The organism is bacterium (genome assembly GCA_022616075.1).
GTDB lineage: Bacteria > Acidobacteriota > HRBIN11 > JAKEFK01 > JAKEFK01 > JAKEFK01.
On the sequence record JAKEFK010000078.1, the window covers coordinates 1 to 23,034 of the forward strand.

A 23,034-nucleotide genomic window follows, 5' to 3' on the forward strand; every position below is an offset into this window, starting at 1 on the left:
AAAACTCAAGGTGGAGCTGTTTTAAGTGCCGCCTGGAACTTAGTCGACATCGCCAGATATCAAATGTTGCTGAAAAAGCCAACGGCAGAGTCCACATTGAAGGAAGCGATGTCTGTTTTTGAGAAAGCAAAACTGGCAGAGGGAGTTACATCTGCTTTGCAGACGCTGGGTGATCTCCGATTGACAGAAAAAAACTTCATGGAGGCTGAAAAGCTATTGTCACAGGTCACTCTGGAAGATGAAAAAAGCGGATACATTCTGAATTGGGAAGCGTGGTATTCCCTCGGATTAGCGAAAAAAGGTCTCAAAAAGCGTGCTGAAGCGCTGGAGTCCTTCAGAAAAAGCATCGCAATTATCGAAAAGCTTCGTAACTCTGTGGTTGGACAAAACCGGCAAGAGCAATTATTCCTGAACAAATACAGAAAGATATACGATTCATTCATTGAAACTTTGCTCGTGTCCGATGCTCCCCAAAGAAATGATATTCTCGAAGCAAATTTTCTCCTGGAACGGTTAAAAATAGCTGAAGCGCAGGAAAATTCCCGCGGTGTTGTATCTTCCACCGAAGATCCTAAGAAGCAAGCGGCAAGGCGCAAAATTCAATCGCTTCACTTTTCGGAAGTGGACATAGAAAAACAAATCAAAGAAGAGCTGTCAAAACCATTGCCGGACAAAAAACGTTTGCAACACTTACGTGAATTACAGCGCGCAAACAGGCAGGAGTCTTCGGAATACACGGCGAAGCTCAAGGAACAATATCCGGATTTGTTTGAGGATCAGGAAGTCAAACCGGAACAGCTCGAAGCTTTGATGGAGGATCTACCGCCTGACGTTATGATTCTTGTTCCTACTCTACTGGAAGAAAAGAAAAAAGTTGCGATTCTAGGCTACACGCGAGCGGCTCCATTCTACAGGGAAAAAGATGTAACGAGCAAAGAAGATTTTTATGAAAAGCTGAACGATTTCAGAAATCTTCTTAGCTCGACACGCAGCAGCGAAGCGGATATCAAACAGGTGGGTCATGAGCTTTATGAGCTGCTGATTGAGCCGGTCGAGTATCTTTTTTCGGATGTCAAACTTCTGATCGTTTCACCATCCGGCAGATTGCGAAATATTCCCTTCCAGGCATTGAACGACGGCAATCGATATCTCATAGAAAAAATGCCGATCGTAAATCTTGCATACCTGAAGATTTCACCCCCACAGTACGCAACGCACATGCGTCTTTTTGCCATTGCAAATCCGGATACACAATTGCAAGGGGCCGATGAACAAGTCGACAAATTGCAGGGATTGTTTCCCATTACAATCAAACGGCACGCCGAAGCAACTCAGGCAGCGTTGAAATGGGTTGAAGGTGAAAATGACTATTCCATATTAATCTTCGCTTCACATGCGGAATTAAATGATGCAGAGCCACGAAAGTCTTATATCCAGCTGGCAGGAGACGAGCAGCTCACTTATTCCGCTATTTCCGGTTTTAAGACTTACTGGAAGAATGTGGATCTCGTGGTTCTTAGCGCGTGCAAAACAGCGCAGCAACCGTTGTCCACAGACAACTCTGCAGCGCATAACATTGCGTTTGAATTCGATAAAAGCGGTGTGCACTCTACAATCGCCACACTGTGGCAAGTGATGGATCTCTCCACATCCGATCTATTTACCAGTTTCTTTCTCGCTGTAAAAAAGAAGGAACCAATGGGGCGAGCTCTGCAAAAGGCGCAAATCGATTTAATGAAATCAGAAAAATATTCGCATCCCTTCTACTGGGCTCCGTTTATTTTTATTGGCGATTGGCGTTAATAGCAAAGTAGCGCGGGTGTCCCGCCTGCGAATGTGCAGACGAGACGTCCGCACTACTTTGTTTACTGCTGCCAGGCGTAGGAGATTTTCAAGAATAGCGACCGGTTTGTTCGCACTCGTGAATTGCTTTCTGTCACGATTCCGTTATCGCCATAACCAACAAAAAAGACTGTTTGCCAGTTCAATCGATAACCATACAAAACCGAGCCAAGGAAAGATCCATCTCGTTTGGGAACATCAAGTGTATAGAGGCTAGGATCCCGTTCGGTCGTCACATACTGTCCGATCAGTCGCACAAAAGAACGGGCGTTAAAAACATACACAGCTTTCAGTCGCGCAATAGAAGCGGTGTAGAGTCTTCCACTTGCGTCAGGCTCGTTCAGATTCAGCCATTCGCGAGTGGCATCGCCCGTTAATGTCAGGTTATCCCAGGGCCGTACCGTTCCTTGTACACCGAAGTTCGCTCCGTTCCCGACGCGTCCGTTATCAAAATCGATCAAATCTCCGGTTCGTCCGAAAAAAGTGATGCGTGGGAGGCGGCGTGAAGGATCGAATTGCACAAAGTAAGAAAGATAATTCTGAGTGAGTAGCTGATCACCGACCTTAACTTCGTTATTGTGAAATTCAATCTGCGAGTTTAGATTGCGGCTACCAATGAGAAAAATTCCCGGAAAATAATCGTGGCCGAGGTTATCGCCGTTTTGCAGAAAGAATTTATCTGCAACGGCGTATGTGCGAATAAAAGCAAGAGGACCGCTGCTTGGATAGAATCGAAAACCGCCGGCCGCATCCACCTCCCGAAAACCGACCTGCGGCACAAAGCCTGTATCCGCGCGGAACTCATCCCCCAGGTCGTTGTATTGAATGCGCCAATCATATTTTCGTTTTTGATGATTCCAATTGACATGAGCGGCGTGAGACTTCAATTGCGCTCCATCAAAAAATGGCGATAGTTCCGGGCGGTCCGGATTTTCCGTATCGCTGTAAAGAAACTGACCCGTAACAATATCGGAATCCGTCGGTCGCCATTGTCCATCCGGTCCAAATACTCTGTTGTGACCACCTCCTGAGATTTCGCGATCACTAAACAGAAAGCTTCCAAAGGAGCTGCCAAAATCGCGACGCAGCCTGCCAAGTGAAACGAAAGATTTGAAATCCTGCAAAGCGAATGCGGAAAATGTAGGGCCGGGAATGACGACCAATCCTCCCCCTTCGTCCTTGGATGAGAGAACGGTATAGGAAAAATCACCCATCTTGCCTGTGGCGCGCAAACCCCATTGAGGATTAGTGATGGTTCGCGTATAGACCATTTGAATTGGCGAGTTGAATAGATCGGATCCTTCCAGGAAAAAAGGACGCTTTTCAGGGAAAAACAAAGCGAAACGCTGGTTGGTGGCGATTTGTGGGACATCAGATTCCACCTGAGAGAAGTCGGGTTGAATCGTTGCGTCGATTGCGCTATTGGCTGTCGGATTCCATTTCACATCCACACCGAAGTCTCCATCGACCGGATCATTGGTAAAAGAAGAGTCCAGATCGTTGGGATCTCTGCGATGCCACAGTTCAGAAGCCGTCGCGAAGGGTGCGACCACCAGATGCCGCGAAGAAGGAAGCCTGTTGATGTTTGTCAATTCATGAGTGTGACAGATATAGCAGTTTGAGCCGCGTGGGATCGGGGCACTGTAAAATGCATAACGAAAATCACGCGGATAGTTGCGCCATATGAGAATGCGCCATGTTTGTGGATCGGTTTTGGGATAACGAAGCGTTGTCATCGGAATCCTGAATTCCGCCTGCCATCCTTCCGGAGTCAGTTTGGCTGCCGTATCATAAAAGTAATCCGGCGAAAAGTCTTCCGACTGATTCGTGTCATCGAAGATCCCATCCGCCTGAATTCCCCGTGGATTCACGCGCAATTCTATGGCACTGCGTTTGTCGTTGCGAGTGTCCAGAAACACAGCGATGTTGTCGTCCGTTCCAATCACCTGATCTCTTTCGACGTATGGTGCCCGTATCTTCTTAGGATCCGGATCATCCGCTTTGATCCCGATGTAGAAATAATCATCGTCATAGGTAACATAAGCTGTTGTTTTTGCTTTAGCCGGTATGTTGTCGCCCGGAGAGGTTTCATAGAAACGATCGATGACCAGTGCTTCTTTCCAGATGGGATCGTCCAGTTCACCATCCAGATTCATGGATCCAGAAGTTCTAGGTAGAGGTTGCGGTGACGGTGGAGTCACACGCTCTGCTGCCTGCGCGGTAATCTTCAGGAAAAGGACGCTACAAAGGAAAATTCCAAAGATAGACTTCAGCTTCACGACACCTCCTCTCGGTGTAAGACGTAGAAAACCCAAAGAGTGTTTGCGACTCTGCCCCACAATGGACAATTTAATTGACCAGATTGCCATAAGAAAGGTTGCAGCCGTGGAAATACACTGGGAAGGTTTCAATTGGCCGAATCGTTGTGCCAAAATTCGACGGTAGGATTAAAATAGAGAGAAGCGTTTTAACCGCCAAGACGCTAAGATCGCCAAGATAAAATAAGTCCTTTCCTCCCTTGACTTGGCGCCTTGGCGGTTAAAAATACAAGGAAGCAATGAAAAAAACGCGTGAGGAACTCCTGTCCGAGGCCCTGAAGACGCATGCGGATGCTGTGGCCGGATTCGCTCTTGCAGCCAGGAACGTACCAACCGGGAACTGGTCTCCAGATCAAGAGAGATGGACTGCGGCGCAAATTACCGAACATCTCACGCTGGTTTATGAAGTGTTGTTGCGGGAGTTGAGTGGCGGTTCCGGAATGAGGATCGTCACAAACTTCTGGCAGAAAGCTCTTGCGCGATGGTTAGTTTTGCGCCCGATACTCAACTCCGGCATTTTTCCGAAGGGAGCGAGAGCACCCAAAGAAACACGGCCGATGAGTGTGCGCGCGGATCAGCAAATTGCAGTCGCCACTTTTGAAGAGCTGGCCGGAGCTTTTCAAGAGAAAGTTCAGCTCGTATACAGCCAGGATCCAAATGCAAAACTTACACATGCTTACTTTGGCGCTTACACACTGGACAGCGCTGTACTTCTTTGCGCGCAGCATGTTCTGCATCACTGCAATCACCTGAAATTCTAAGCCCCGGCTACGGCCAATAGCTCTTCACCGCAGAGAAAAAATTCTCTTTTATTTTGCCTCTACGTTCTCAGGGGCTCTCGGCGGTGAATACTAACGCCTGTACTCAAATGCGCGTAGGAATTTTTCGCGGTACGCCCGGCCCAGGGGCAGTTTGGTTTCATCGGTCAATACCACCATGTAATCGCCGTGGGACCAGGCTTGCAGCTCTTTGATACGATCCATGTTGACAATTTGCGAGCGGTGAATTCGCACAAAACGATCGGGATCCAACTTTGCCTCGAGTGCATTCATCGTTTCTCTGTGGAGGTAAGACTCTTTTCCTGTGTGAATCCTCACATATTTCTCTTCTGCTTCGATCCAGTGAATCTGATCTGTCTTGATAAAAAAGATTCTCCCTTCAGAACGCATCAAGATACGGCGCAAAAAACTTTGCTTCGATTGTAATTCACCCAGCAGGTCTTCGATTTTTTCATCGACCTCTTTACGAGTGTTCTTGTTCTGAAAAACACGCGCGAGTGCTTCTTGAAAACGCTGTTCGTCAAACGGCTTAAGCAGATAATCGAGTGCGCGCACTTCGAATGCTCGGACTGCATATTGATCGTAAGCGGTTGTAAATATGACCTGAGGGCGATGGGACCGCAATTCCTGGAGCACTTCAAAACCATTCATATGCGGCATCTGTATATCCAGGAAAACGAGATCGGGACGAAGTTCCTCAATCAGGCGGATGGCAGCCAACCCGTTGTCCGCTTCGCCAACGATCTCTATCCGCGGATCCTTCTTCAAAAAATAGCGAAGTTTTTTCCTTGCCGGCGGTTCGTCATCTATCAGAATAACCCGAAACTTCATAACGGCTGCATTGAAGGTTCTTCTTCGAATGGAACTTGAATCGTAACGATGAGCCCTCCTCCCGGACGATTCTCGAAGCTCAAGGCTTGCTCTGTCCGGTACAGATGCCTGAGACGGTCACGAGTATTGGCCAGACCGATCCCTTTTAAGTACGGATCAGGTTCACGCAAGCCCGGGCCGTTGTCACAAACCTGCAAGACAAGATACTTTCCATCCCGTCTGGCTTTGATTTCCAGCTCGATCACTTCTGATTCATTGTGCTTGATCGCATTCTCCACGAATGGCTGCAAAACCAAATTCGGCACAAGAGCATTTTCAGTCTCGCGGTCTATCGACATATGAAAATGGAACTTCTCTTCAAATCGAGCTTTCATAATCTCAAAATACAGATACAGGAAATCGAGCTCTTGCCGCAGAGCAATCTTCTCTTTTCCGGATTGCTCCAGGGTTAACCTCAGCAAACCGCTCACTCGCGTCATCAAACGGTCCGCTTTTCCGACGTCTTCATACATGGTTGAGGAAATCATGTTCAGAGTGTTAAAAAGGAAGTGAGGTTGAATCTGCCCTTTCAGCGTTTGCAACTGAGCTTCCGCGAATTTTGCTTTTAGTTGTTCCGCCTGAAGCTCCAATTCGGCGGTCCTGTGTTCCCGCTCGCGGTTCGCTTGATACTGACGCACAAGATGGTGACCGATAAGGATCGCGGCATAAATGAGAAACTGCTTCTGATATTCCATGATAAACCGGAAGAATGGATCGCCCAGTTTGTACGTTCCCAGTGCAACCACAGCATAAATAGCCATTCGCGACAACGTCATCAACAGTGTATGAGTCACGCCGAACAGAACGCTCATCAGAATATGAAAGGGAACGGCCCGGTACCAGCTCAACCTGGTAACTGGGTACCTCTCCATAAACCATAGAACAGGCGGAAGCAATACGAATACGCCGTACGCGCCGGTCAGTTCATAGATCAGCGGATAGTAAAAGGGAGTGGACTCGCCGTCCAACCGCTCTTCGGTATACGCAATGCTGAAGCTGAGAAGTCCCAGGAACGTGCATATTCCAAGCAGGACCAACCATTTTGATCGATTCATTTTGATGCTAAAGGGACGGTCGCGTTGAATTGTAAACCGCCAGAGAGGCGAGGCAATGGTTTCATTCCAAAAAGAACTCGTGTCCAGTTCATCCTTCTGGTTACTTCGAAAACGATCCAGGAAAACAGAAATGTTCCCAAGGCAACCATCAAGAATTTCGTGCCTATGCTCCAGGAGGAGTGGATTAAAGGAAAGCCTATCATGATCGTGATTGTCTGATGAACTATGTAGAAAGGATAGACCGCTTCGGTGGCGTATTTCAAAATGGAATGATTGGTTTTCAAGTGCCTTCGCGCGAGTCCCAGAATCGTCAGAACCCAGCACCAGATGTTCATGCTCCGGCAAAAACGGTAGAAGGACCTGGGAAGCAGGTCAAGCTCCTGATCCGCAATCCAGAACAAACTCACAGCAGTCATGGTGAACACTCCGAAGAATAGCGCGCGAAACCGGTATTTTTCGATGCTATCCCAGATTGGTTCATAAGAAACAAGGATGTACCCTGAACAAAAAATTAGAAAAGTTGTTGTGAACTGCGCCCAATCCCCCAGCAGATTATTCGCGTTGCCCGGCCAGAAAGGTCGCAGCACGATTTCACTGACTGCGATCGGAACGCCGAACAGGAGCAAACCATTTCGCTTCTCGATCCATTGCAGCATTTTTGCGATCCGTTCCTTGCCGCCGGCCTTCCTGAGCCACAGAAAGAAAGGCAACCCCAGAAAAGAGAATACGAAAATGTAAGGAAGATACCACAGGTGATGCCAACTGAAATTTCCCTCCGGGTAAGGTTGGAACTGAAGAACGGTTTTGTAAAAATCGAAATAGGAAGTAAAGGAAATTCCGTGAAGCAGCCGCTCATAATAGATCTGCGGGGGAACGATTACCAGCATTCCAAAAAGCAGTGGAATCAGCAGTCGCTTCACGCGTTCGATTGAGAATTTTCCCGCGCCGTGCCGCTGCAGCGCGAACCAAACGGCCGCGCCAGATATGAAGAAAAGGAGTGGCATACGCCACTGACCGACAAACTGCATCAGGTCTTCGATCGATTCGGTCGTTTGATTGTTCTTGATGTGCCAATCCCAGGTATTGAACATCATTCCTGTATGAAACAGGATCAGGATTGTGAAAGCGATCACGCGAAGCCAGTCAAGATCATAACGTCGTTGGGTTTTCATTTTTGTTCTCCTATGATGTTTCAAGGTATGGCAAACCTTGAGTGGGCTCCAGAGCTTTGTCACGAACAGCAAAAAATCGCCCTTCAACACCGCTGTAATGTTCTTGCATGTCTCAATGATCAAACCTCTCAAGACGACGTTTGGGAATTGAAAATTTCGATTTTGAACTTATTTGGAGTTTGATCATTTGAAATTTGAAAATTCTCCGACGAGTAGATCCTTTTTACCCTCCAGTCGTTTCATTTCTACATGGAGGTTCCCTTTTATGAAGAAACAGCACTTGTTGGCGCTCATCACCCTCGCGGCGGTTCTATTCTGTTTTGGCCGTGACGGATCCACGAAAACACAAACCAAAGCACCGGCTCCTCCGGTTGCACAACAGTCGGTCATTGACGTTGCCTTTTGCCTGGACACGACCGGCAGCATGTCAGGATTGCTGGAAGGCGCAAAGACCAAAATCTGGTCGATCGTGAATACGATCTCCACCGCCCAACCCAGACCCGTATTGAGAATTGCTCTTGTGGGCTATCGCGATTTGCAGGACACTTACGTCACAAAGACTTATGATTTCACTCCGAATCTGGAAACGATGTACAGTCACCTTCGCGAATTTCACGCGGATGGTGGCGGCGATACACCGGAGCATGTCAATCAGGCGTTGCATGAATCCATTCAAAAGCTGAGCTGGTCGAAGAACCCGGCGGCTTTGAAAATTCTTTATCTCGTAGGAGATGCGCCGCCGCATATGGACTATCAAGATGGTTTTGATTATCGAAAAGTTTCCCGGCGCGCGGCCGCAACAGGGATCATTATCAATACCATTCAGTGCGGGAGCATGGATGGAACGCGTCAAGTCTGGCAAGAAATTTCGCGGATGGCCGAAGGAAAGTACGCCGCCATTGATCAGACTGGCGGAATGGTAAACATCAACTCCCCCTATGATGCGGAACTGACGCGGCTCAGCGGAGAGTTGAACAAAACATACGTCGCTTATGGAAAATCGGGTGCCAAAAGTCTGGCGGACCAAAGCGAACATGATACGGTTGCTGCAGACGCTCCATCGGCCGCTGCGGAACGCGCTTCCACGAAAGCTTCCGGCCTTTACAAGAATGAATCCTGGGATCTGGTCGATGCTGTCAAGGAAGACAACAAGAAGCTCGATAAACTTGCAGCCGAGGAACTACCTGCTGATATGCGGGGTCTTTCCCGTGATCAACAGAGATCGTACTTAAAGCAAAAAGAAGGAGAAAGAGCGAATCTGCAAAAGCAGATTCAGGATCTTTCCAGGAAACGAGAAAGCCACATCGAAGCTGAGAAGAAGAAATCGGGAACTAAGAAAGACGCATTCGATGAACAGGTACTCAGCACACTAAAAGAACAGGGTAAGGATAAGGGAATTAAATTTGAATAATGGAGCGCAGGCTTCAAGCCTGCATTACGGGCCGCGGGCTGAGCTTGTTGAAAAATCCAGATGCTGGCGGTCCCAGTTGGAGCGGGCATCCTTGCCCGCAAAATGCTCGTCGAGCGATCAGGTTTTTGCGGACTGGAAGTCCGCGCTCCAACTGATTTTTCAACAAGCTCGGCTTCCAGCCCGCCTGCTTTTTTTACTCCGGCAAGCCCGGATCCTTCAGCGCGGTCTCTGCTTCCTGGGTGATGGCAGAGACCGCGCGTTCATACAACGCGTAAGCTTCTTCATGCGAATTCGCGATAGCAGTCAGACCCGTTCGGCCATGTTCAGAAATAGCGCGCATCATATGAAACACAACTCCTGTTTGCCGCGTTTGATCAAAGTGAAGCTTTTCCCGCACGGCAAGATCCAACAGATCTTCGACTGTCAGGCTTTTATAGTTTGGCGATTTCACATGATCGCTCGCCACCAGACATTTTTGCATTCCTGAGGGCGCCATAAACTTCGCCGTTTCGGGATCATAGGAGCCATCTGTCAAAAACTGCAATGTCAGAAAAGGATGTGTGGTACCGCCTTTGCGAAGATTGAGCTCGATGGCATAAGGAGTCCAGTCAGTCCCCTGCGAACGCACCACCAGAAAATCCATGGCAAAGCGTCCGATGACACCTTCTTTTGCAAGTCTCTTTCCGACCTTTGCTGCTTCCCGGCTGATCGTCGCCGCGTAAGCCTCATCAGCAGGAAATTTTGCTCCCAGATAACTTTGCCCGCCACGGCCTCCCAGGAGCTGATCATGGGTAGAGAGAATCTGCAAATCGCCAAGAGGAGTAACTCGCATTTGTACGGAGGGAGATCGCACTTCTTCCGCCTGAAGCATTTCTTCAACAATGCCGCCGCGATGCGCCAGTTTTTCCACATACGTCTTGAAGCCGATTGCAGACGATTCCATTTGCATCCGCCGCAATTTCCCCGCGACTGCGTCCGGCTCCTGAGCCGAACCGGGCGCCGGAAGTCCTTTGAGATCCACCTGAGCATTCCCTTCTCCTGACACTCCTTCATTTAATTTCAAAATGACTCTGGGCACTTCTTTCTGTGCGCGAATGTTGCAGATTGCCTCCACCACCTGACCAATACTGGTGAGGTTCTCATAACCAATGGGATGAGGCACGCCCTCTTCTGCAAACAAACGGCGGCATCCGCTTTTTGATCCAAGTGGAAAATACTTTGGATCTGCGCCATACATGGGAATGCCCAGCCGTAGGGCGAGGTCCCGCTCCAGTATGGTCGTGTTAAAAGGAATGATGTGCGCGCGATCCGGATTAATCACCGTTTCGCGGATCTTTTGCATAAATCTTGGTCGCTCCAATATCTTTTGAGTAAGAGGACTGCTCGATCCGTCATTGGGAGAAAGTAAAAACAAACGTTTCCGCGCGTGATCGAGAATGACTCCAGGTAAAAGCCCAAGGTAATAATCAATGATGGCGCGCTGAACGGGCATCGCGGTGATGTAGATCAGCCGGGCCTTTGGCTGTCGCAACAGCAGAAGCAAAAATAGAAATCGCTCTTCGTACGCCAGTTCCATTGTACCCAGGTCGCTATCCGGCATGGACATGGAAGGCACAACAATGATGGTTTGTTCCTCCTCATTTATGGAGCTGATCGATTTCCAGAGCGGAACTAATTTTTGCTGCAAGCGATCGTAACGATCCGACGCTTCACGACTGGAAATTCCCAATGATGTAATGGCCCGGTAACCGAATTCCGGTTTGGCGCCTTTTGCGGATTCACCCATTGTAAAAACCCCCTTCTACGAGTGCACGCATTTTACTATATATCAAGAATTGCGAGAGTGTGGAGTCTTTCTTGTGGAATCGCAGACCTGAGCCACGATAGGTTCCCAAGTTCCTTCCCGAGCAAGCAACTTACACATTCAAAATGGATACTCTTTGTTCTTCTTTGTTTTGTGACTGTGGTTGGCAGGGCTGAAGAGAATTACGCTCCGGATATTCCGGAGCCGGGCTCGGCGGTTGCGATCGCTAAAGACACAACGGACCCGCGTTACACCAGTTCGTGGATCATCTACAGTAAAAATCCGGCCCGCGGAGCGATCCGAAAAACGAGTCTAATTTGAGCGATCGTTTGACTTACTTTGAATTTACTTCGCTGTTTAGCCGAGAGCGTCTTCTGCCGGCCCGCCGCGAACAGGTTCTCTCAGTGCGCGTTGTGGTCACCGCTAATGAGCAACTCTTCATCGCATAGCAAAATAACATCACCCGTGAATTCCCCCTCGTCGTCGAACTCGCATGTCCCGCCCTCCTCCAGAAGGATTATTCCGACTTCGTCTTCACTGGCACCTGGTTCTCCACTATCTGCGAAACTGGCACAGATTACCGCTCCGCTCTCCCCATTAAACCGGCCTGTACCGTCGATTTCGATTTCGAATTCCTCATCCCCTTCCTCAGTATCTTCATCGCATATGCGCTCGTCTATGTTCTCAAGAAGAAATCGATTGCCGTTCCAGTTAAGCTGCAATTTGTTCGGTCCCCCGTCGCAACGGAGCGTGAAGCCATGAGTCACTATAACGTCGCTGCCTTCACCGTCCTGACAGGGAAAGGTCCCGCCACCGGTTACCCCGGGGATTATTGTTCCTGCCGCCGAGATCTGATTGGACACACTTCCGCCGGTTGCGTTATCAACAGCCGTCTCCTGACTACACCCGGCTATGATGAGAACTGTAAAACTCACCAACACAAAAACAAATTGAGATACCTTCATATACCCTCCTTACCGATCAACCTGCGCGCAAAAGAAGAATGACTGTTTACGTGAAGCGGTTTCTAATATTCCTTGACCAGTTTACTTGTATTCCCGGGCAAAAGTCTAATCAATAGATGCAAGTAAAGAAAACCCCAAAACAGAGACAGGGCCGGATCACCGTAGATTCTTTCCTCGATTGGGGACGCTTCCAGCCCAGCCTACGGCGACAATTTGAACTATTCAATCAAGCGATCGAAAAGGATCCAAATTATGCACGGGCGTAAGCCGGTTGTCTCAGGTTTATGGCACGTTAGGGATTATGCCAAACAAAAGTCAGCTGCAATCCAGGCTGTGCAAATGGATGATACTCTTGCGGAAGGAGCTTCAAATGAGCCTGTGCCAAATCTGTGCCTTCAGCATCCCGCAAAGAATGATTTGGAGCAGCGTTGCATAACCAGACAGAAGGAGCAGCAAGAATCTTGCTGCAACCATTTTCACAAGATTTATCACTCATCACAAGAGAGCAAAAATGCCGGATGAACGAGAGCTGGTAGAACGTTTTCTGCGAAATCGCGATGAAGAATCGTTTCTTTTGCTTTATCGCCTCTTTACGCCTCTCCTTTATCCGCTCGCAGTGCATCTGGCAGGCGATGCATCCGCTGCGGAAGAAGCAGTGCAAGAGCTGTGGGTTCGCGTCGTACGCAAACTTTCTGATTTCCGTTGGGAATCGCAATTGCGCACCTGGTTGACAGGGATTCTCATCCGTTGTTGTGCGGAGAAAAACAGGACAGGGACCCGTCCGTACATCGAGATCAATGAGGAATTGGAAGATCCCAAAAGCACATTCGATCCCGAATTGCGGATAGATCTCCAATCCGCATTGGCGATGCTCCCGGACAGACAGCGCGCTGTTTTTCTTCTGCACGATCTGGAAGGTTATACCCACGAAGAAATCGGAGCGCTCCTCGGCATAGAGTCAGGCACGAGCAAGAGTCAACTTTTCCATGCGCGTAAATTGCTCCGTTCTTATTTGTCAGGAGGTAAACACGTATGAAGGACGAAGAAACACCGCTTCCAGAAGAAATGATTCGATCGTTGAAAAGTGAGACGCCCCCTAATCATCTCGAACGAAGAGTGGTCAACGCTTTGAAATCTGGAGCTTTCATTCAAACGAAACGAACGACGCTTCCTCGTCACTGGTGGAAGCCCGCGGTTGCAGCGATGTTACTCGCTTCTTTTTTCGGCGTGGGATTCTGGTTGGGACATCGACCGGAAAAGAAAGCTGCAACATCAACCAATCAACCTCTCTTCGCGTTGTTCTTGTATGAACGGATCGGGCATTTTGCGGCTGGGCCCGGTCACGTGCAGGAATACGGTCAGTGGATTCGCAGTGTCGGAAGCAGCGGCCAAATTGCAGGGGGTGAGAAGTTGAAAGAAGACGGTCGTAGTATGCAAATTCGCAACGGTAAACTGGAGATCGATTCACTTCGTGTGGAAAACGAACAGGTGGTGATGGGTGGCTACTTCCTGATTCAAGCGGCGAACTATGAAGAAGCCTTAAAGATTGCCTCCGGTTGTCCACATCTCAAATACGGTGGAATGATCGAGGTCCGGCAAATCGATGCTACATAAACTGCTGGTTCTCTGCTTAACTGCTTTCTCGATTTCACCTGTCTCAGCCGATTCGCCCGTGGATGCTGCATCAGCGCGGTCCGCATTCGAGCTTTATAAAACACTGGATGGAAAATGGATCGGCAAGAGCACAAAAGGATGGAAGGAAGAAGTGACCTTCCGCATCATCGCAGGCGGATCCGTTGTGACTGAGACTTCCTTCGATGCGCATCCAAACGAAACCATGTTAACAACGGTTTTGCTGGATAACGACAGATTGTTACTGACGCACTATTGCGTTGCCGGCAATCAACCACGTTTGCAGTTGACTTCTTATGATCGGGAATCGAAAACGCTTGTCTTCACATTTCTCGATGCAACCAATCTGCCATCGCGAGACAAAGGACACATGGACAAAGTCGTGATCCATTTTCTCGATCGGGATCACGTAACATCGCAGTGGACCTGGTATCAAGATGGCAACGAACGATGGTTGGAAAAGATTAATCTCGAACGGAAAGAATAAACCGCCAAGACGCCAAGGCGCCAAGAAAGGAATATGAACATTTTGATCTAGGCGTCTTGGCGGTTAGTTATTCAAAAGCCCATTTCTTATAGCCGTCAAAATACTTTTTCTCTATCCAAAAATCCGGCTCCCATCGATCCCCAATTCGCTCCATGAGAGCTCTGGTTGTTGCTTTGTCGCTCGCGCTACCAGCGAGCAGGCAAAAGGCATTCAGGTAACGAATACTTGCGCCGTATTTCTCCTGGCGGTCCAAAAACCCCTTTTTGATTCCCCGCCAATTCACTTTGTTTTGCTGGAAGAACTCTGAACCGGAATACATTCGACTCATATGCCAGCAGATGTCGGAATAAAGAATGTTCGCTTCTTGTAAATCAATCTTTTTTTCTGTGCTTCCGGCGGCTTGTGCTGCAAATGCCTCCCAGTCACCGGGATTTCCATGCCAGCGCGGCAACAAATAAAGCGCATGACCTGAGTATATGTCGTAGTAAAGAGGCTCAACGCTGATGGCTGACTCCAACAACTTCGTCATTTCACCCAGTTCCCAACCGAGTCCTTTACCAATAATCTGCTTGGCTTCATACCAGACAACACACTCGTTCGCTCGGGATGACATTTTATTCAGAGTTGCATCCGCCTCTTCTAATATCTTTTGAAAGTCAGCAAATTGCTGATCACTAACAGTATCCGCAAATCCACTTCCACGAAGCTGCCACGCATAACCCGTTTGGGCCCGGCCCAACGCGATGTTTGCATAGATGGAATCAGGTTTCAGTTGAATCCATTTCCGTAGTTTAGAAATCCTTTTGGTGTAATCAAGTCCATCCTCTTGCTTAGGAATACCGGGCGGACTACCCACGGCTTCATAGAAGCGGGTCAGTTTCCAATCTCCACCCCGGAAGCGATGTTTTTGCGTTGTAAGCTCGTGCGCAATTCTTTCAAGCTCGTCAAAATTTTCCTGCTCAAGCAATAGCGTCAAGTCGGCATGAAACTTCTTTCGTTGCTCATCATCTGTTTCCGTTGCCACCGGTTTTTTAGTTGCCGGTTTTTTTTCTGCAACCGGAGGTTTTGAACAAGCGACTACGAATAGAAAGAAGAGGATCACCAAAAGAGTTTTAGTCATATGCTATCGAGTATATCGGGCAACCGCCTTATTATATTGCTGCTCAAGTTGCGAAACTAGTTGTTGAAAGGGTTTGAAATCCCGCAAAGGATCGAGCAGTGGATCTTTTTGATACCAGGGGTAGCAGGGAAATCCTGTTTCGACGGATTTCGTCAGCCAGACCACAGCCTGATCCTTGTCCCCCAATTGCGCAAAAGCCGAACCGATGCTGTAAGAGGCATGATGATCCAGCAATAAGGAATGCAGAGCTTCGTTGAGCTGTTGTCGTGCTTCCTGTTTGCGTCCGCCTTTTGCCAGAAGGGTTGCAAGACTGGCTTTTGAGCGTGTCGCGGTGCCTGCGTAAGTGGTTCCACTCAGTTCACGCAACATCGCTTCGGCCTCTTTTGGTTGGCCTGAATAGTAATATCCCTGGGAGAGATACCACTCTGCAAGAGGTTGTCCTGTATATTTTTGCACTTCCATCAAGTTCTTAACGGTTTCCTGAAAACGGTCACGGAAAAAATCGATGACTCCCTGCGTGCGAAGGGCTTCTACGCGATCGGATACGTTTACCTGCATCGCTTCCTGCACTTCTTTTTCCGCAAGATCAAACAGGCCAAGATGATAATACGCAGCGGACTTATAGTAATGAGGAAGATAAAGGGAGCTGTTTAGTTTTAGCGCTTTGTTGCTTTCCTCAATTGTCAGGTCCCATTTGAAATCCGTTTTCCGGTAGACGGCGGCCCTTAGAGCAATGTTCCGTAAGAGAAAACATCTGTGCGATGATCCACCGTTTTTCCCAAAGCTTGTTCGGGACTCATGTAAGGAACCGTGCCCAGGACCATTCCATGTTCAGTTGCCGTTTGTGTCTCAAAAGTACTCGCTTCTTCGTAAGATTGTTGAATGATCTTCGCGAGTCCGAAATCAAGAATTTTGATCTGACCACGCTGGTTCAACATGACATTCGACGGCTTGAGATCGCGATGAATGATTCATTTCGCTGAAGCTGAAAATCACGAACCAGATAAACTTCACCCATGCCGCCCTTTCCAATCTGCTGGAGGATTTGATAGTGGGAGATGGTGGAGTCTTCCGGCATACATGAATTTTAACGCAGAGATGAAGAGAACGCAGAACTTCAGGGGTATGATAAGGGTAGAAATTACTCATGAATGGACTTTCCGGTACGGTCATTTTTTCGGTCGGCACGAGGCATTATTTCTGGGAAGACGTCCTCCTGGCCGCACAATCCTGGGGAGACTTGTCGGCGCTGGAGTTAGATGTACGCAAGGGACTTGCGTGTCAAAAAAAAATCCAGAATGAGAACCCGGAAGGAGACATTCTGGATTCGCAAAAAATCGATTCGGCTGCTCGCGAATTCCGGTACGCCAGGAATTTGATATCGGCCGAAGAGATGGAAGGTTGGCTTGCTGAACGGGGCCTGACAGTCGAAAATTGGATGGACTTCATCGAGCGGTCGATTCTGTTGAAAACGTACAACAATCAGATGGAGCAGATTCTGGGTGAATATCCATCAAGTGATGCTGAAGTCCAGGGCATGCTGGCAGCGGAGGGATTGTTCTCCGGTCGTCTGGAAAAGGTTTGCCACAAGCTGGCCGGACGAGCAGCGGTTTTTGACAGTTACAATACGGCCTCTAAAAATGATCCTGGATCCGATCGGCCAGCGCCACTAAATCATCTTGAATCCAGCTTAGAGCAATTTTATCAGGAAAAAATTACGCACGAGGGGATTGTAGAAAACATAAAGTTGCATTCACTGGACTGGATCAGACTGCATCTTCAATGCATTACCCTTCCAGGTGAGCAGATGGCTCGCGAAGCTGCTCTTTGTGTAACCATAGATCGAAAAGGGATGGAGGAAATCGCTGCTGAAACAAAAGCAAAATTCTGGCAAAAGTGGCTTTATCTGGACGAAGTAAATGCCGAATGGAAAAACGGTTTTCTAAGCGCAAAGCGTGGCGATCTGGTAGGTCCTTTCCGGTCGAGCAACGATTTCTTACTATTTTTTGTTCTGGATAAGGTGGTTCCCTCGGACAAGGATCCCGAACTTCAAAGGCTTGCTGAGCAGGACTTGTTGAAAAGACTCGTCGATCGAGAAATCAATGAGCGTGTAAAATGGCAGAAGCTTCGTCCGCAGTCCTGATACACCTGAAGTGGAGTCAATCACACTCGACCAGGCAGAGCGGTCGCATATTTTGAATACTTTGACAAAAACTGGATGGATCTGAGGTACTGAAAAACCAGCAGAGGAAACATCTACACCTGAGTGGCCTTTCCCCTTTCCTCCAAGCCCTGCTCCCCGATAGTGCTGCTGAAGGAATCGTCCGCATTCCTGACGCAAAGTTCTTGATACAATGAATGGGATGGATACGCGGGACTTATTAGAGAATCTTCCTGTTTTCGGGTTTTTACCTCCCGACATGAAGAAGTTGATTTTTGACAACTTCGTTCCTGCTGCTTACTCGTTTGGCACACCCATCATACAGGAAGGAGAAGAGCCAGACGGTTTTTATGTTCTTGTTTCAGGAAAAGCCCGCGTCATAAAAAAGGCGGAAAACGGCGAAGAAATTGCGTTGAATTCATTGGGATCCGGTGAAAGTTTTGGAGAGATGGCCTTACTCGACAGTACATTCAGTAAAGCGACTGTGCGAGCAAGCAGCGATGTCCAGGTGCTTCGTCTGGATCGTTCGGTGTTTTCGGAGTTTGTCAAATCTCACCCCGATATCCGCGAATATTTTGAGCTGCAGAGAACATACCGGTCTCTTCAAAATTTCTTCCGTCTTTATACACCCTTCGCCCGTCTCCCTGTTCGAGCTTTGAGAGTGTTGCTAAACGAGCTGGAATCTGTAACCGTTCAACAGAGTGAACTTGTGATTCGCCAGGGTGATCATCCGGGTCCGATGTACATTGTTGAAGAAGGCCGGCTTCGTGTTTTCACCGAAGAGGATGGCAGAAGAAATTACGTTGCTTACCTTCGCAAAGGCGATTTCTTCGGAGAAATGTCTTTATTGAAGGGAATCAGACGCACCGCAACCGTGGAAGCTGTCTCACCCTGCAAGCTTTTTCTTTTGACGGAGAAAACCTTTGCAAAGTTGATCAGGGATTTTCCGGATTTCCAGGCGCAGCTGGAAGAACGAATTGCGCAATACGATTATAAGCAGGTTGCCAATGTGCCGCTGGATTTTGCCGAAGAAATGCTACCAGCGGATATTCACTCGCATGAGAAAGTGGGACCTTCCCAGGTTGATCAGATTCAGGAAGCGTTAAAGGGACAGGAGCCCTCCGCCGGGCCATTTGCTTCAGAAGATGGGCGCTTCGTAAAAAAAGAAAAAAGGATTCGGCGTCTTCAGCATGTATTGCAAATTGACGAGATGGATTGCGGCGCCGCGTGTCTGGCTATGATCTGCCGCCATTTCGGGCGGGCCGTGAGTCTAGCGCGTATTCGTCAGCTCCTGCACGTTACGTCAGAAGGAACAAGCCTCAGAGCGCTTTGTCTGGCAGCGACCGAGTTAGGGCTTGCTGCAAGATCGGTAAAAGCTTCGAAACGAAATATTACTCAGATGCCACTGCCTGCGATTGTCCACTGGGAGGGAAATCACTGGGTCGTTTTATACGATGTGGATGAGAATTATTGCCGCTTTGGGGATCCTGCCGTCGCCAATCGTCGCCTCCCACGGAAAGAATTCGAACAAAAGTGGACCGGCTATGCGGCATTGTTTGATTACACAGTAGAGTTCGAGAAAGCGCCTGAGGGAAAGGCCAGCCTGAGCTGGCTCTGGCCAATCTTTAAGCCATTCAATACGATCCTGATCAGGGCGCTAATTCTTGCTTTGATTGTCAGCGCGCTGCAAATGGTGCTTCCTGTTTTTACACAGGTGATCGTGGATAGAGTTCTGGTAGAGAACGACTTCAGACTTCTGCATCTGTTAATTCTATCCATGATTGCCGTCCTGATTTTTATGGTGCTTGCCATGGTTGTGCAGCGCTACTTGTTGAGTTTTTCCGCAGTTCGGATTGATTCCGCGGCGCTGGATTTTCTAACGCGCAAACTTCTCCGGCTTCCGATGAGCTACTTCCATTCGCGGCGGACCGGTGACATCCAACGGAGGCTTGAGGGAATGCGTTGGATCAGGGAGTTCCTTTCGCAAAATGGAATCACCGGGCTGACCGCTTCGGTGCAGCTCCTCAGCGCACTGGTTCTCATGTTTCTGTACAGTCCGCTTCTCAGTGTTGTCTTTCTTGCGACTGCTCCTTTTTATGGCGCGATGATGTTTTTATCACGAAAATGGCTCCGCCCGCTTTTTGATGAAACGGAAGACGCCATGGGCCGCTACAGCTCCTTCCAGATTGACGCGATCCAGGGAATGGAAACAGTGAAAGCCATGGGAGCTGAAAACACGTTCCGGGAAAAAATGTTGAGTCAATTTCATCGCGTTGCAAGACGCATGTTCCGCGCCGACTTCACGATTATGTGCTACGAAGGAGGAATTCAAGCGGTGACGTTTCTGTCCATAGCGTTATTTTTGTGGGTCGGCGCGCAACAGGTGATGGCCGGTAAACTGACGATCGGTGGACTCGTTGCATTCAATTCGCTCGTCGCGCTGGCCAATGGACCCATCGCAGTTCTCCTTACGCTCTGGGACAACTTACAGATGGCCGATATCCTGCTCAATCGGCTCGATGATGTTCTCCAGCAAGAACCGGAGCAGGGCGTTGATCATTCCGTGTTGATTCCCGTAAAAAGTCTGGAAGGACGAGTCCGGTTTCATAATCTTGGATTCCGCTATGGGGGTCCGGATTCATCTAACATATTAGAAGGAATAACATTTGAAGTCCCTCCCGGCAAGACGGTTGCCATTGTAGGACGCAGCGGTTCGGGTAAAACGACTCTGGTGAAGTGTCTGGCGGGTCTTCTGGAGCCGACCGAAGGGACCATTTTCTACGATGGAGTGGACATGAAGACACTCAACCATCGTGATCTCCGGAGAAAAATCGGGTTTGTGCTTCAGGAGAGCTACCTGTTCGATGACACGATTGCAAGGAATATTGCTTTTGGGGATACGGAGCCCGACATGGATCGAGTTCTATGGGCGGCACGAGCTGCTTACGCCCATGAGTTCATCGAACGTTTGCCTCTTGGATACGACACTCGGGTCGGCGAATCCGGAATTTCCCTTTCCGGTGGACAATCCCAGCGTGTTGCGATCGGGCGGGCTCTTTACGGCCGCCCTCCGGTGCTGATCTTTGATGAAGCCACCAGCTCGTTGGACACGGAATCAGAACGGGCCGTGAAAGGGAGCATTGATCAATTGCTGCAGGGGCGCACGTCTTTTGTGATTGCGCACCGGCTCAGTACAATTCGGGATGCGGACTTCATCGTTGTTCTGGAGAAAGGGAAAATTGCGGAAACCGGCAATCACGATGAATTGATGAAACAACATGGGCTTTATTTTTATCTATGCAGCCAGCAACTGGGATTATAGAAAGCCGTGGCAAGCAGAACGAACGCAGACGATAACCTGCAGGATCCGTTTCTGGATACTGATCCGCCCCACTGGGCGGCGCGGGGACTGGCGTATCTTCTGATTCTGCTTTTCCTATCCATTTTGCTCGCGGCAATTGTGATTCAGATTCCGGAAACGGTGAGCGGTTCCTTTGTCTTGACTCATCTTCGGGGCACCGATCCGGTGCGTGCTTCCGATAATGGAATCGTCACAGAAGTTCGAGTCTCGGAGGGATTGTCTGTTGCCAAGGGCAGTCCGTTGTTTGTCATTCAATCACAAACGGTGGGAGATCGCGCGACCGAGCTTCGAACTCTCGAAATGCAAAAAACAGGAACGGAGAAAAAACTGAGCAACGCCAAAATGAAATACGAGAGCGAACGCCTGGGAAATATTGAGGAAGAAAGACGCTTGAAGGGCCGGCTCGCGTATTTGACTCGCATGATGGATCTGAAGAAAAAACAATTAGTGGTTATGAAAGAATTGGCAGAACGTTTTGAGAAACTTCACAAAGAAGGGATCGCCAATGAGGCTGAATATACGAATCACGAGCTTGAAGTTGGCAGGATTTCTGTGGAGCTGGAACAATTTCAGACCGAATATGCGGATGCGGAAGCCGGCATTAAGAAAATTCGTCACGAATTAGAAGCTCGTCAGGCTGAATATCAAACGCTTGAACAGTCAATTCATGAAGGTGTGAATACCGACAAGATCCGGATGGAAGCCCTGAACAAAGAGCTGGCATTCAGCACCGGCGATGAGCTGACAATACCGGCTCCCTGTTCCGGAATGGTGGTCGATTTGCAGATTCAAGCGCCGGGAGCAGTTGTCCATGATGGTGACATTTTGTGTGCGTTGACATGTTCGGGAGAAACGCTGCAAGCGAAGCTTAACATTCCACAAACAGGTGTGGTCCGTATCAAGCCGGGTCAGGGTGTAAAGCTCCTTTACGATGCGTTTCCCTACCAGCGCTACGGAGTCCGGTTTGGAACCGTCCGCTGGGTGAGTCCGGCAAGCGTCGCGGTGAAGGAGAGTACCGTATTTCCTGTGCTGGTTGATATACAGGAACAATCGATCGTAATTAGAGGTCAATCGCGATCGTTGATGCCCGGAATGGGAGGCACCGCGCAAGTTGTGGTGGATACCAGATCGTTGATCAGCCATGCGTTTGCGCCGATCCGCCAACTCAAGGAAGTATTGGCAAAGCCACCGCAAAATCGTAAGCAACCATAAAATCAGATGCGCTTCTAAAGAAACTAACCTGTCGATATCCTTGAAATTAGAAGCGTTGTCTTTTAATATACAAGGATGCTTAAACGTGCAATACAGCCGGTGCTGGAAAAGTCCCTTACCTCTTTTCCTGTAGTGGGGCTCGTTGGGCCACGACAGGCGGGCAAGACAACGCTGGCGCAGGCTTTAGCCAGGAACACTCGGAACAATTTCGTTTTTCTGGATCTGGAAAAGCCCTCGGATCTGGCCAAACTGGAGGATCCGGAACTCTATCTAAGAAACTTCGCGGACAGGCTGGTTATCCTGGATGAAATTCAGCGTAAGCCGAACCTATTTCCTGTCTTGCGCGCATTGGTCGACGAATTCCGCAGAAACGGCAGGTTCCTGATCCTAGGTTCTGCCTCTCCAGATCTGCTTCGCCAATCCTCCGAAAGTCTGGCCGGTCGAATCATCTACCATGAGCTTTCTCCTTTTACCCTTTCTGAAGTTGGCTTCGGCCCGGTTAAAATGAAGAAGCTGTGGATTCGTGGCGGTTTTCCCCTGAGCTTTCTTGCAAAATCTGGAGATCAAAGTTTTCAGTGGCGAGAAGCTTTTCTGAGTACCTTTCTTGAAAGGGACATCCCGCAGCTGGGATTCCGTGTTCCGTCAGTAACGCTTCATCGGTTTTGGAAAATGCTTGCTCACTACCACGGTGGGTTATGGAACGGTAGCGCCATAGCCGGCAGCCTTGGAGTTTCTCCACCCTCTGCCCGGCATTACCTCGATCTATTGAACGACACCTACATGATCCGTCAACTGCATCCCTACTTCGCAAACCTTGGGAAACGACTGGTCAAGTCTCCCAAGGT

At 48.9% G+C, this 23,034-nt stretch carries 21 protein-coding genes; 12 read left to right on the forward strand and 9 right to left on the reverse strand.

What is annotated here, in order from left to right:
* A partial coding sequence (locus L0156_06860; protein ID MCI0602717.1) for a CHAT domain-containing protein occupies positions 1-1,803 on the forward strand: 1,803 nt, incomplete at its 5' end.
* A gap of 62 nt (positions 1,804-1,865) precedes the next feature.
* Here L0156_06860 and L0156_06865 read toward each other — a convergent pair.
* On the reverse strand, positions 1,866-4,121 hold the full coding sequence (locus L0156_06865) for a carbohydrate binding family 9 domain-containing protein (GenBank protein ID MCI0602718.1): 2,256 nt from the start codon (positions 4,119-4,121) through the stop codon (positions 1,866-1,868).
* Positions 4,122-4,399: 278 nt separating this feature from the next.
* On the opposite strand from L0156_06865, the gene L0156_06870 reads away from it, so the two are divergent.
* Positions 4,400-4,921, forward strand: coding sequence for a DinB family protein (locus L0156_06870; GenBank protein MCI0602719.1), 522 nt, complete (start codon positions 4,400-4,402; stop codon positions 4,919-4,921).
* A 90-nt stretch (positions 4,922-5,011) separates the two neighbouring features.
* On the opposite strand, the gene L0156_06875 is transcribed toward L0156_06870, so the two are convergent.
* The 3 genes from L0156_06875 to L0156_06885 are packed head-to-tail and all read right to left on the reverse strand — an operon-like array spanning position 5,012 to position 8,036.
* Positions 5,012-5,770, reverse strand: coding sequence for a LytTR family DNA-binding domain-containing protein (locus L0156_06875; protein ID MCI0602720.1), 759 nt, complete (start codon positions 5,768-5,770; stop codon positions 5,012-5,014).
* Positions 5,767-6,864 carry a histidine kinase gene (locus tag L0156_06880; protein MCI0602721.1) on the reverse strand — a complete coding sequence of 366 codons (1,098 nt, stop codon included), beginning with the start codon at positions 6,862-6,864 and terminating at the stop codon, positions 5,767-5,769. The genes L0156_06875 and L0156_06880 overlap by 4 nt, the downstream gene beginning before the upstream one ends.
* The gene (locus L0156_06885; GenBank protein ID MCI0602722.1) at positions 6,861-8,036 is read right to left on the reverse strand and encodes an acyltransferase family protein; all 1,176 of its coding nucleotides are present in this window, start codon (positions 8,034-8,036) and stop codon (positions 6,861-6,863) included. The genes L0156_06880 and L0156_06885 overlap by 4 nt, the downstream gene beginning before the upstream one ends.
* Positions 8,037-8,301: 265 nt before the next feature.
* Between L0156_06885 and L0156_06890 the strand changes: the two genes are divergently transcribed.
* A complete protein-coding gene (locus tag L0156_06890; GenBank protein ID MCI0602723.1) occupies positions 8,302-9,447 on the forward strand; it encodes a VWA domain-containing protein in 1,146 nt (381 codons plus the stop codon).
* 193 nt (positions 9,448-9,640) lie between these two features.
* Here L0156_06890 and L0156_06895 read toward each other — a convergent pair whose 3' ends face one another.
* A complete protein-coding gene (locus L0156_06895; protein MCI0602724.1) occupies positions 9,641-11,233 on the reverse strand; it encodes a peptide ligase PGM1-related protein in 1,593 nt (530 codons plus the stop codon).
* A gap of 171 nt (positions 11,234-11,404) precedes the next feature.
* Here L0156_06895 and L0156_06900 point away from each other — a divergent pair, with 171 nt between their 5' ends.
* Complete coding sequence (locus tag L0156_06900; protein ID MCI0602725.1) at positions 11,405-11,572, forward strand: hypothetical protein; 168 nt, start codon at positions 11,405-11,407, stop codon at positions 11,570-11,572.
* An 80-nt stretch (positions 11,573-11,652) separates the two neighbouring features.
* Here the strand turns inward: L0156_06900 and L0156_06905 are convergent, their stop codons facing one another.
* On the reverse strand, positions 11,653-12,216 hold the full coding sequence (locus L0156_06905; GenBank protein ID MCI0602726.1) for a hypothetical protein: 564 nt from the start codon (positions 12,214-12,216) through the stop codon (positions 11,653-11,655).
* Between the two features lie 252 nt (positions 12,217-12,468).
* Here L0156_06905 and L0156_06910 point away from each other — a divergent pair, with 252 nt between their 5' ends.
* The 4 genes from L0156_06910 to L0156_06925 are packed head-to-tail and all read left to right on the forward strand — an operon-like array spanning position 12,469 to position 14,335.
* Positions 12,469-12,738: a hypothetical protein gene (locus L0156_06910; protein MCI0602727.1), complete on the forward strand. Its 270-nt coding sequence runs from the start codon at positions 12,469-12,471 to the stop codon at positions 12,736-12,738.
* A complete protein-coding gene (locus tag L0156_06915; protein MCI0602728.1) occupies positions 12,728-13,252 on the forward strand; it encodes an RNA polymerase sigma factor in 525 nt (174 codons plus the stop codon). Before L0156_06910 ends, L0156_06915 begins: the two co-directional genes overlap by 11 nt.
* The gene (locus L0156_06920) at positions 13,249-13,830 is read left to right on the forward strand and encodes a YciI family protein (GenBank protein MCI0602729.1); all 582 of its coding nucleotides are present in this window, start codon (positions 13,249-13,251) and stop codon (positions 13,828-13,830) included. The genes L0156_06915 and L0156_06920 overlap by 4 nt, the downstream gene beginning before the upstream one ends.
* Positions 13,820-14,335, forward strand: a complete 516-nt coding sequence (locus tag L0156_06925; protein MCI0602730.1) for a hypothetical protein — start codon at positions 13,820-13,822, stop codon at positions 14,333-14,335. Before L0156_06920 ends, L0156_06925 begins: the two co-directional genes overlap by 11 nt.
* Positions 14,336-14,402: 67 nt before the next feature.
* Here the strand turns inward: L0156_06925 and L0156_06930 are convergent, their stop codons facing one another.
* From L0156_06930 to L0156_06940, 3 genes are all read right to left on the reverse strand, one after another.
* On the reverse strand, positions 14,403-15,455 hold the full coding sequence (locus L0156_06930; protein MCI0602731.1) for a DUF4034 domain-containing protein: 1,053 nt from the start codon (positions 15,453-15,455) through the stop codon (positions 14,403-14,405).
* 3 nt (positions 15,456-15,458) lie between these two features.
* A complete protein-coding gene (locus tag L0156_06935; protein ID MCI0602732.1) occupies positions 15,459-16,013 on the reverse strand; it encodes a hypothetical protein in 555 nt (184 codons plus the stop codon).
* A 167-nt stretch (positions 16,014-16,180) separates the two neighbouring features.
* Complete coding sequence (locus L0156_06940) at positions 16,181-16,393, reverse strand: protein kinase (protein MCI0602733.1); 213 nt, start codon at positions 16,391-16,393, stop codon at positions 16,181-16,183.
* A 209-nt stretch (positions 16,394-16,602) separates the two neighbouring features.
* On the opposite strand from L0156_06940, the gene L0156_06945 reads away from it, so the two are divergent.
* From L0156_06945 to L0156_06960, 4 genes are all read left to right on the forward strand, one after another.
* The gene (locus tag L0156_06945; GenBank protein ID MCI0602734.1) at positions 16,603-17,598 is read left to right on the forward strand and encodes a hypothetical protein; all 996 of its coding nucleotides are present in this window, start codon (positions 16,603-16,605) and stop codon (positions 17,596-17,598) included.
* A gap of 220 nt (positions 17,599-17,818) precedes the next feature.
* A complete protein-coding gene (locus tag L0156_06950; protein MCI0602735.1) occupies positions 17,819-20,938 on the forward strand; it encodes a peptidase domain-containing ABC transporter in 3,120 nt (1,039 codons plus the stop codon).
* Positions 20,939-20,944: 6 nt separating this feature from the next.
* Positions 20,945-22,189: an HlyD family efflux transporter periplasmic adaptor subunit gene (locus tag L0156_06955; protein MCI0602736.1), complete on the forward strand. Its 1,245-nt coding sequence runs from the start codon at positions 20,945-20,947 to the stop codon at positions 22,187-22,189.
* 75 nt (positions 22,190-22,264) lie between these two features.
* Positions 22,265-23,034: ATP-binding protein (locus L0156_06960; GenBank protein MCI0602737.1), on the forward strand; the 770-nt coding region annotated here is incomplete at its 3' end.

Bases quoted from the DNA above. Each gene is read 5' to 3' on its own strand.
- L0156_06870 (MCI0602719.1), top strand. From the start codon at position 4,400: ATGAAAAAAACGCGTGAGGAACTCCTGTCCGAGGCCCTGAAGACGCAT.
- L0156_06875 (MCI0602720.1), bottom strand. From the start codon at position 5,770: ATGAAGTTTCGGGTTATTCTGATAGATGACGAACCGCCGGCAAGGAAA.
- L0156_06880 (MCI0602721.1), bottom strand. From the start codon at position 6,864: ATGAATCGATCAAAATGGTTGGTCCTGCTTGGAATATGCACGTTCCTG.
- L0156_06885 (MCI0602722.1), bottom strand. From the start codon at position 8,036: ATGAAAACCCAACGACGTTATGATCTTGACTGGCTTCGCGTGATCGCT.
- L0156_06890 (MCI0602723.1), top strand. From the start codon at position 8,302: ATGAAGAAACAGCACTTGTTGGCGCTCATCACCCTCGCGGCGGTTCTA.
- L0156_06895 (MCI0602724.1), bottom strand. From the start codon at position 11,233: ATGGGTGAATCCGCAAAAGGCGCCAAACCGGAATTCGGTTACCGGGCC.
- L0156_06905 (MCI0602726.1), bottom strand. From the start codon at position 12,216: ATGAAGGTATCTCAATTTGTTTTTGTGTTGGTGAGTTTTACAGTTCTC.
- L0156_06910 (MCI0602727.1), top strand. From the start codon at position 12,469: ATGCACGGGCGTAAGCCGGTTGTCTCAGGTTTATGGCACGTTAGGGAT.
- L0156_06915 (MCI0602728.1), top strand. From the start codon at position 12,728: ATGCCGGATGAACGAGAGCTGGTAGAACGTTTTCTGCGAAATCGCGAT.
- L0156_06920 (MCI0602729.1), top strand. From the start codon at position 13,249: ATGAAGGACGAAGAAACACCGCTTCCAGAAGAAATGATTCGATCGTTG.
- L0156_06925 (MCI0602730.1), top strand. From the start codon at position 13,820: ATGCTACATAAACTGCTGGTTCTCTGCTTAACTGCTTTCTCGATTTCA.
- L0156_06930 (MCI0602731.1), bottom strand. From the start codon at position 15,455: ATGACTAAAACTCTTTTGGTGATCCTCTTCTTTCTATTCGTAGTCGCT.
- L0156_06935 (MCI0602732.1), bottom strand. From the start codon at position 16,013: ATGCAGGTAAACGTATCCGATCGCGTAGAAGCCCTTCGCACGCAGGGA.
- L0156_06940 (MCI0602733.1), bottom strand. From the start codon at position 16,393: ATGTTGAACCAGCGTGGTCAGATCAAAATTCTTGATTTCGGACTCGCG.
- L0156_06945 (MCI0602734.1), top strand. From the start codon at position 16,603: ATGAATGGACTTTCCGGTACGGTCATTTTTTCGGTCGGCACGAGGCAT.
- L0156_06950 (MCI0602735.1), top strand. From the start codon at position 17,819: ATGGATACGCGGGACTTATTAGAGAATCTTCCTGTTTTCGGGTTTTTA.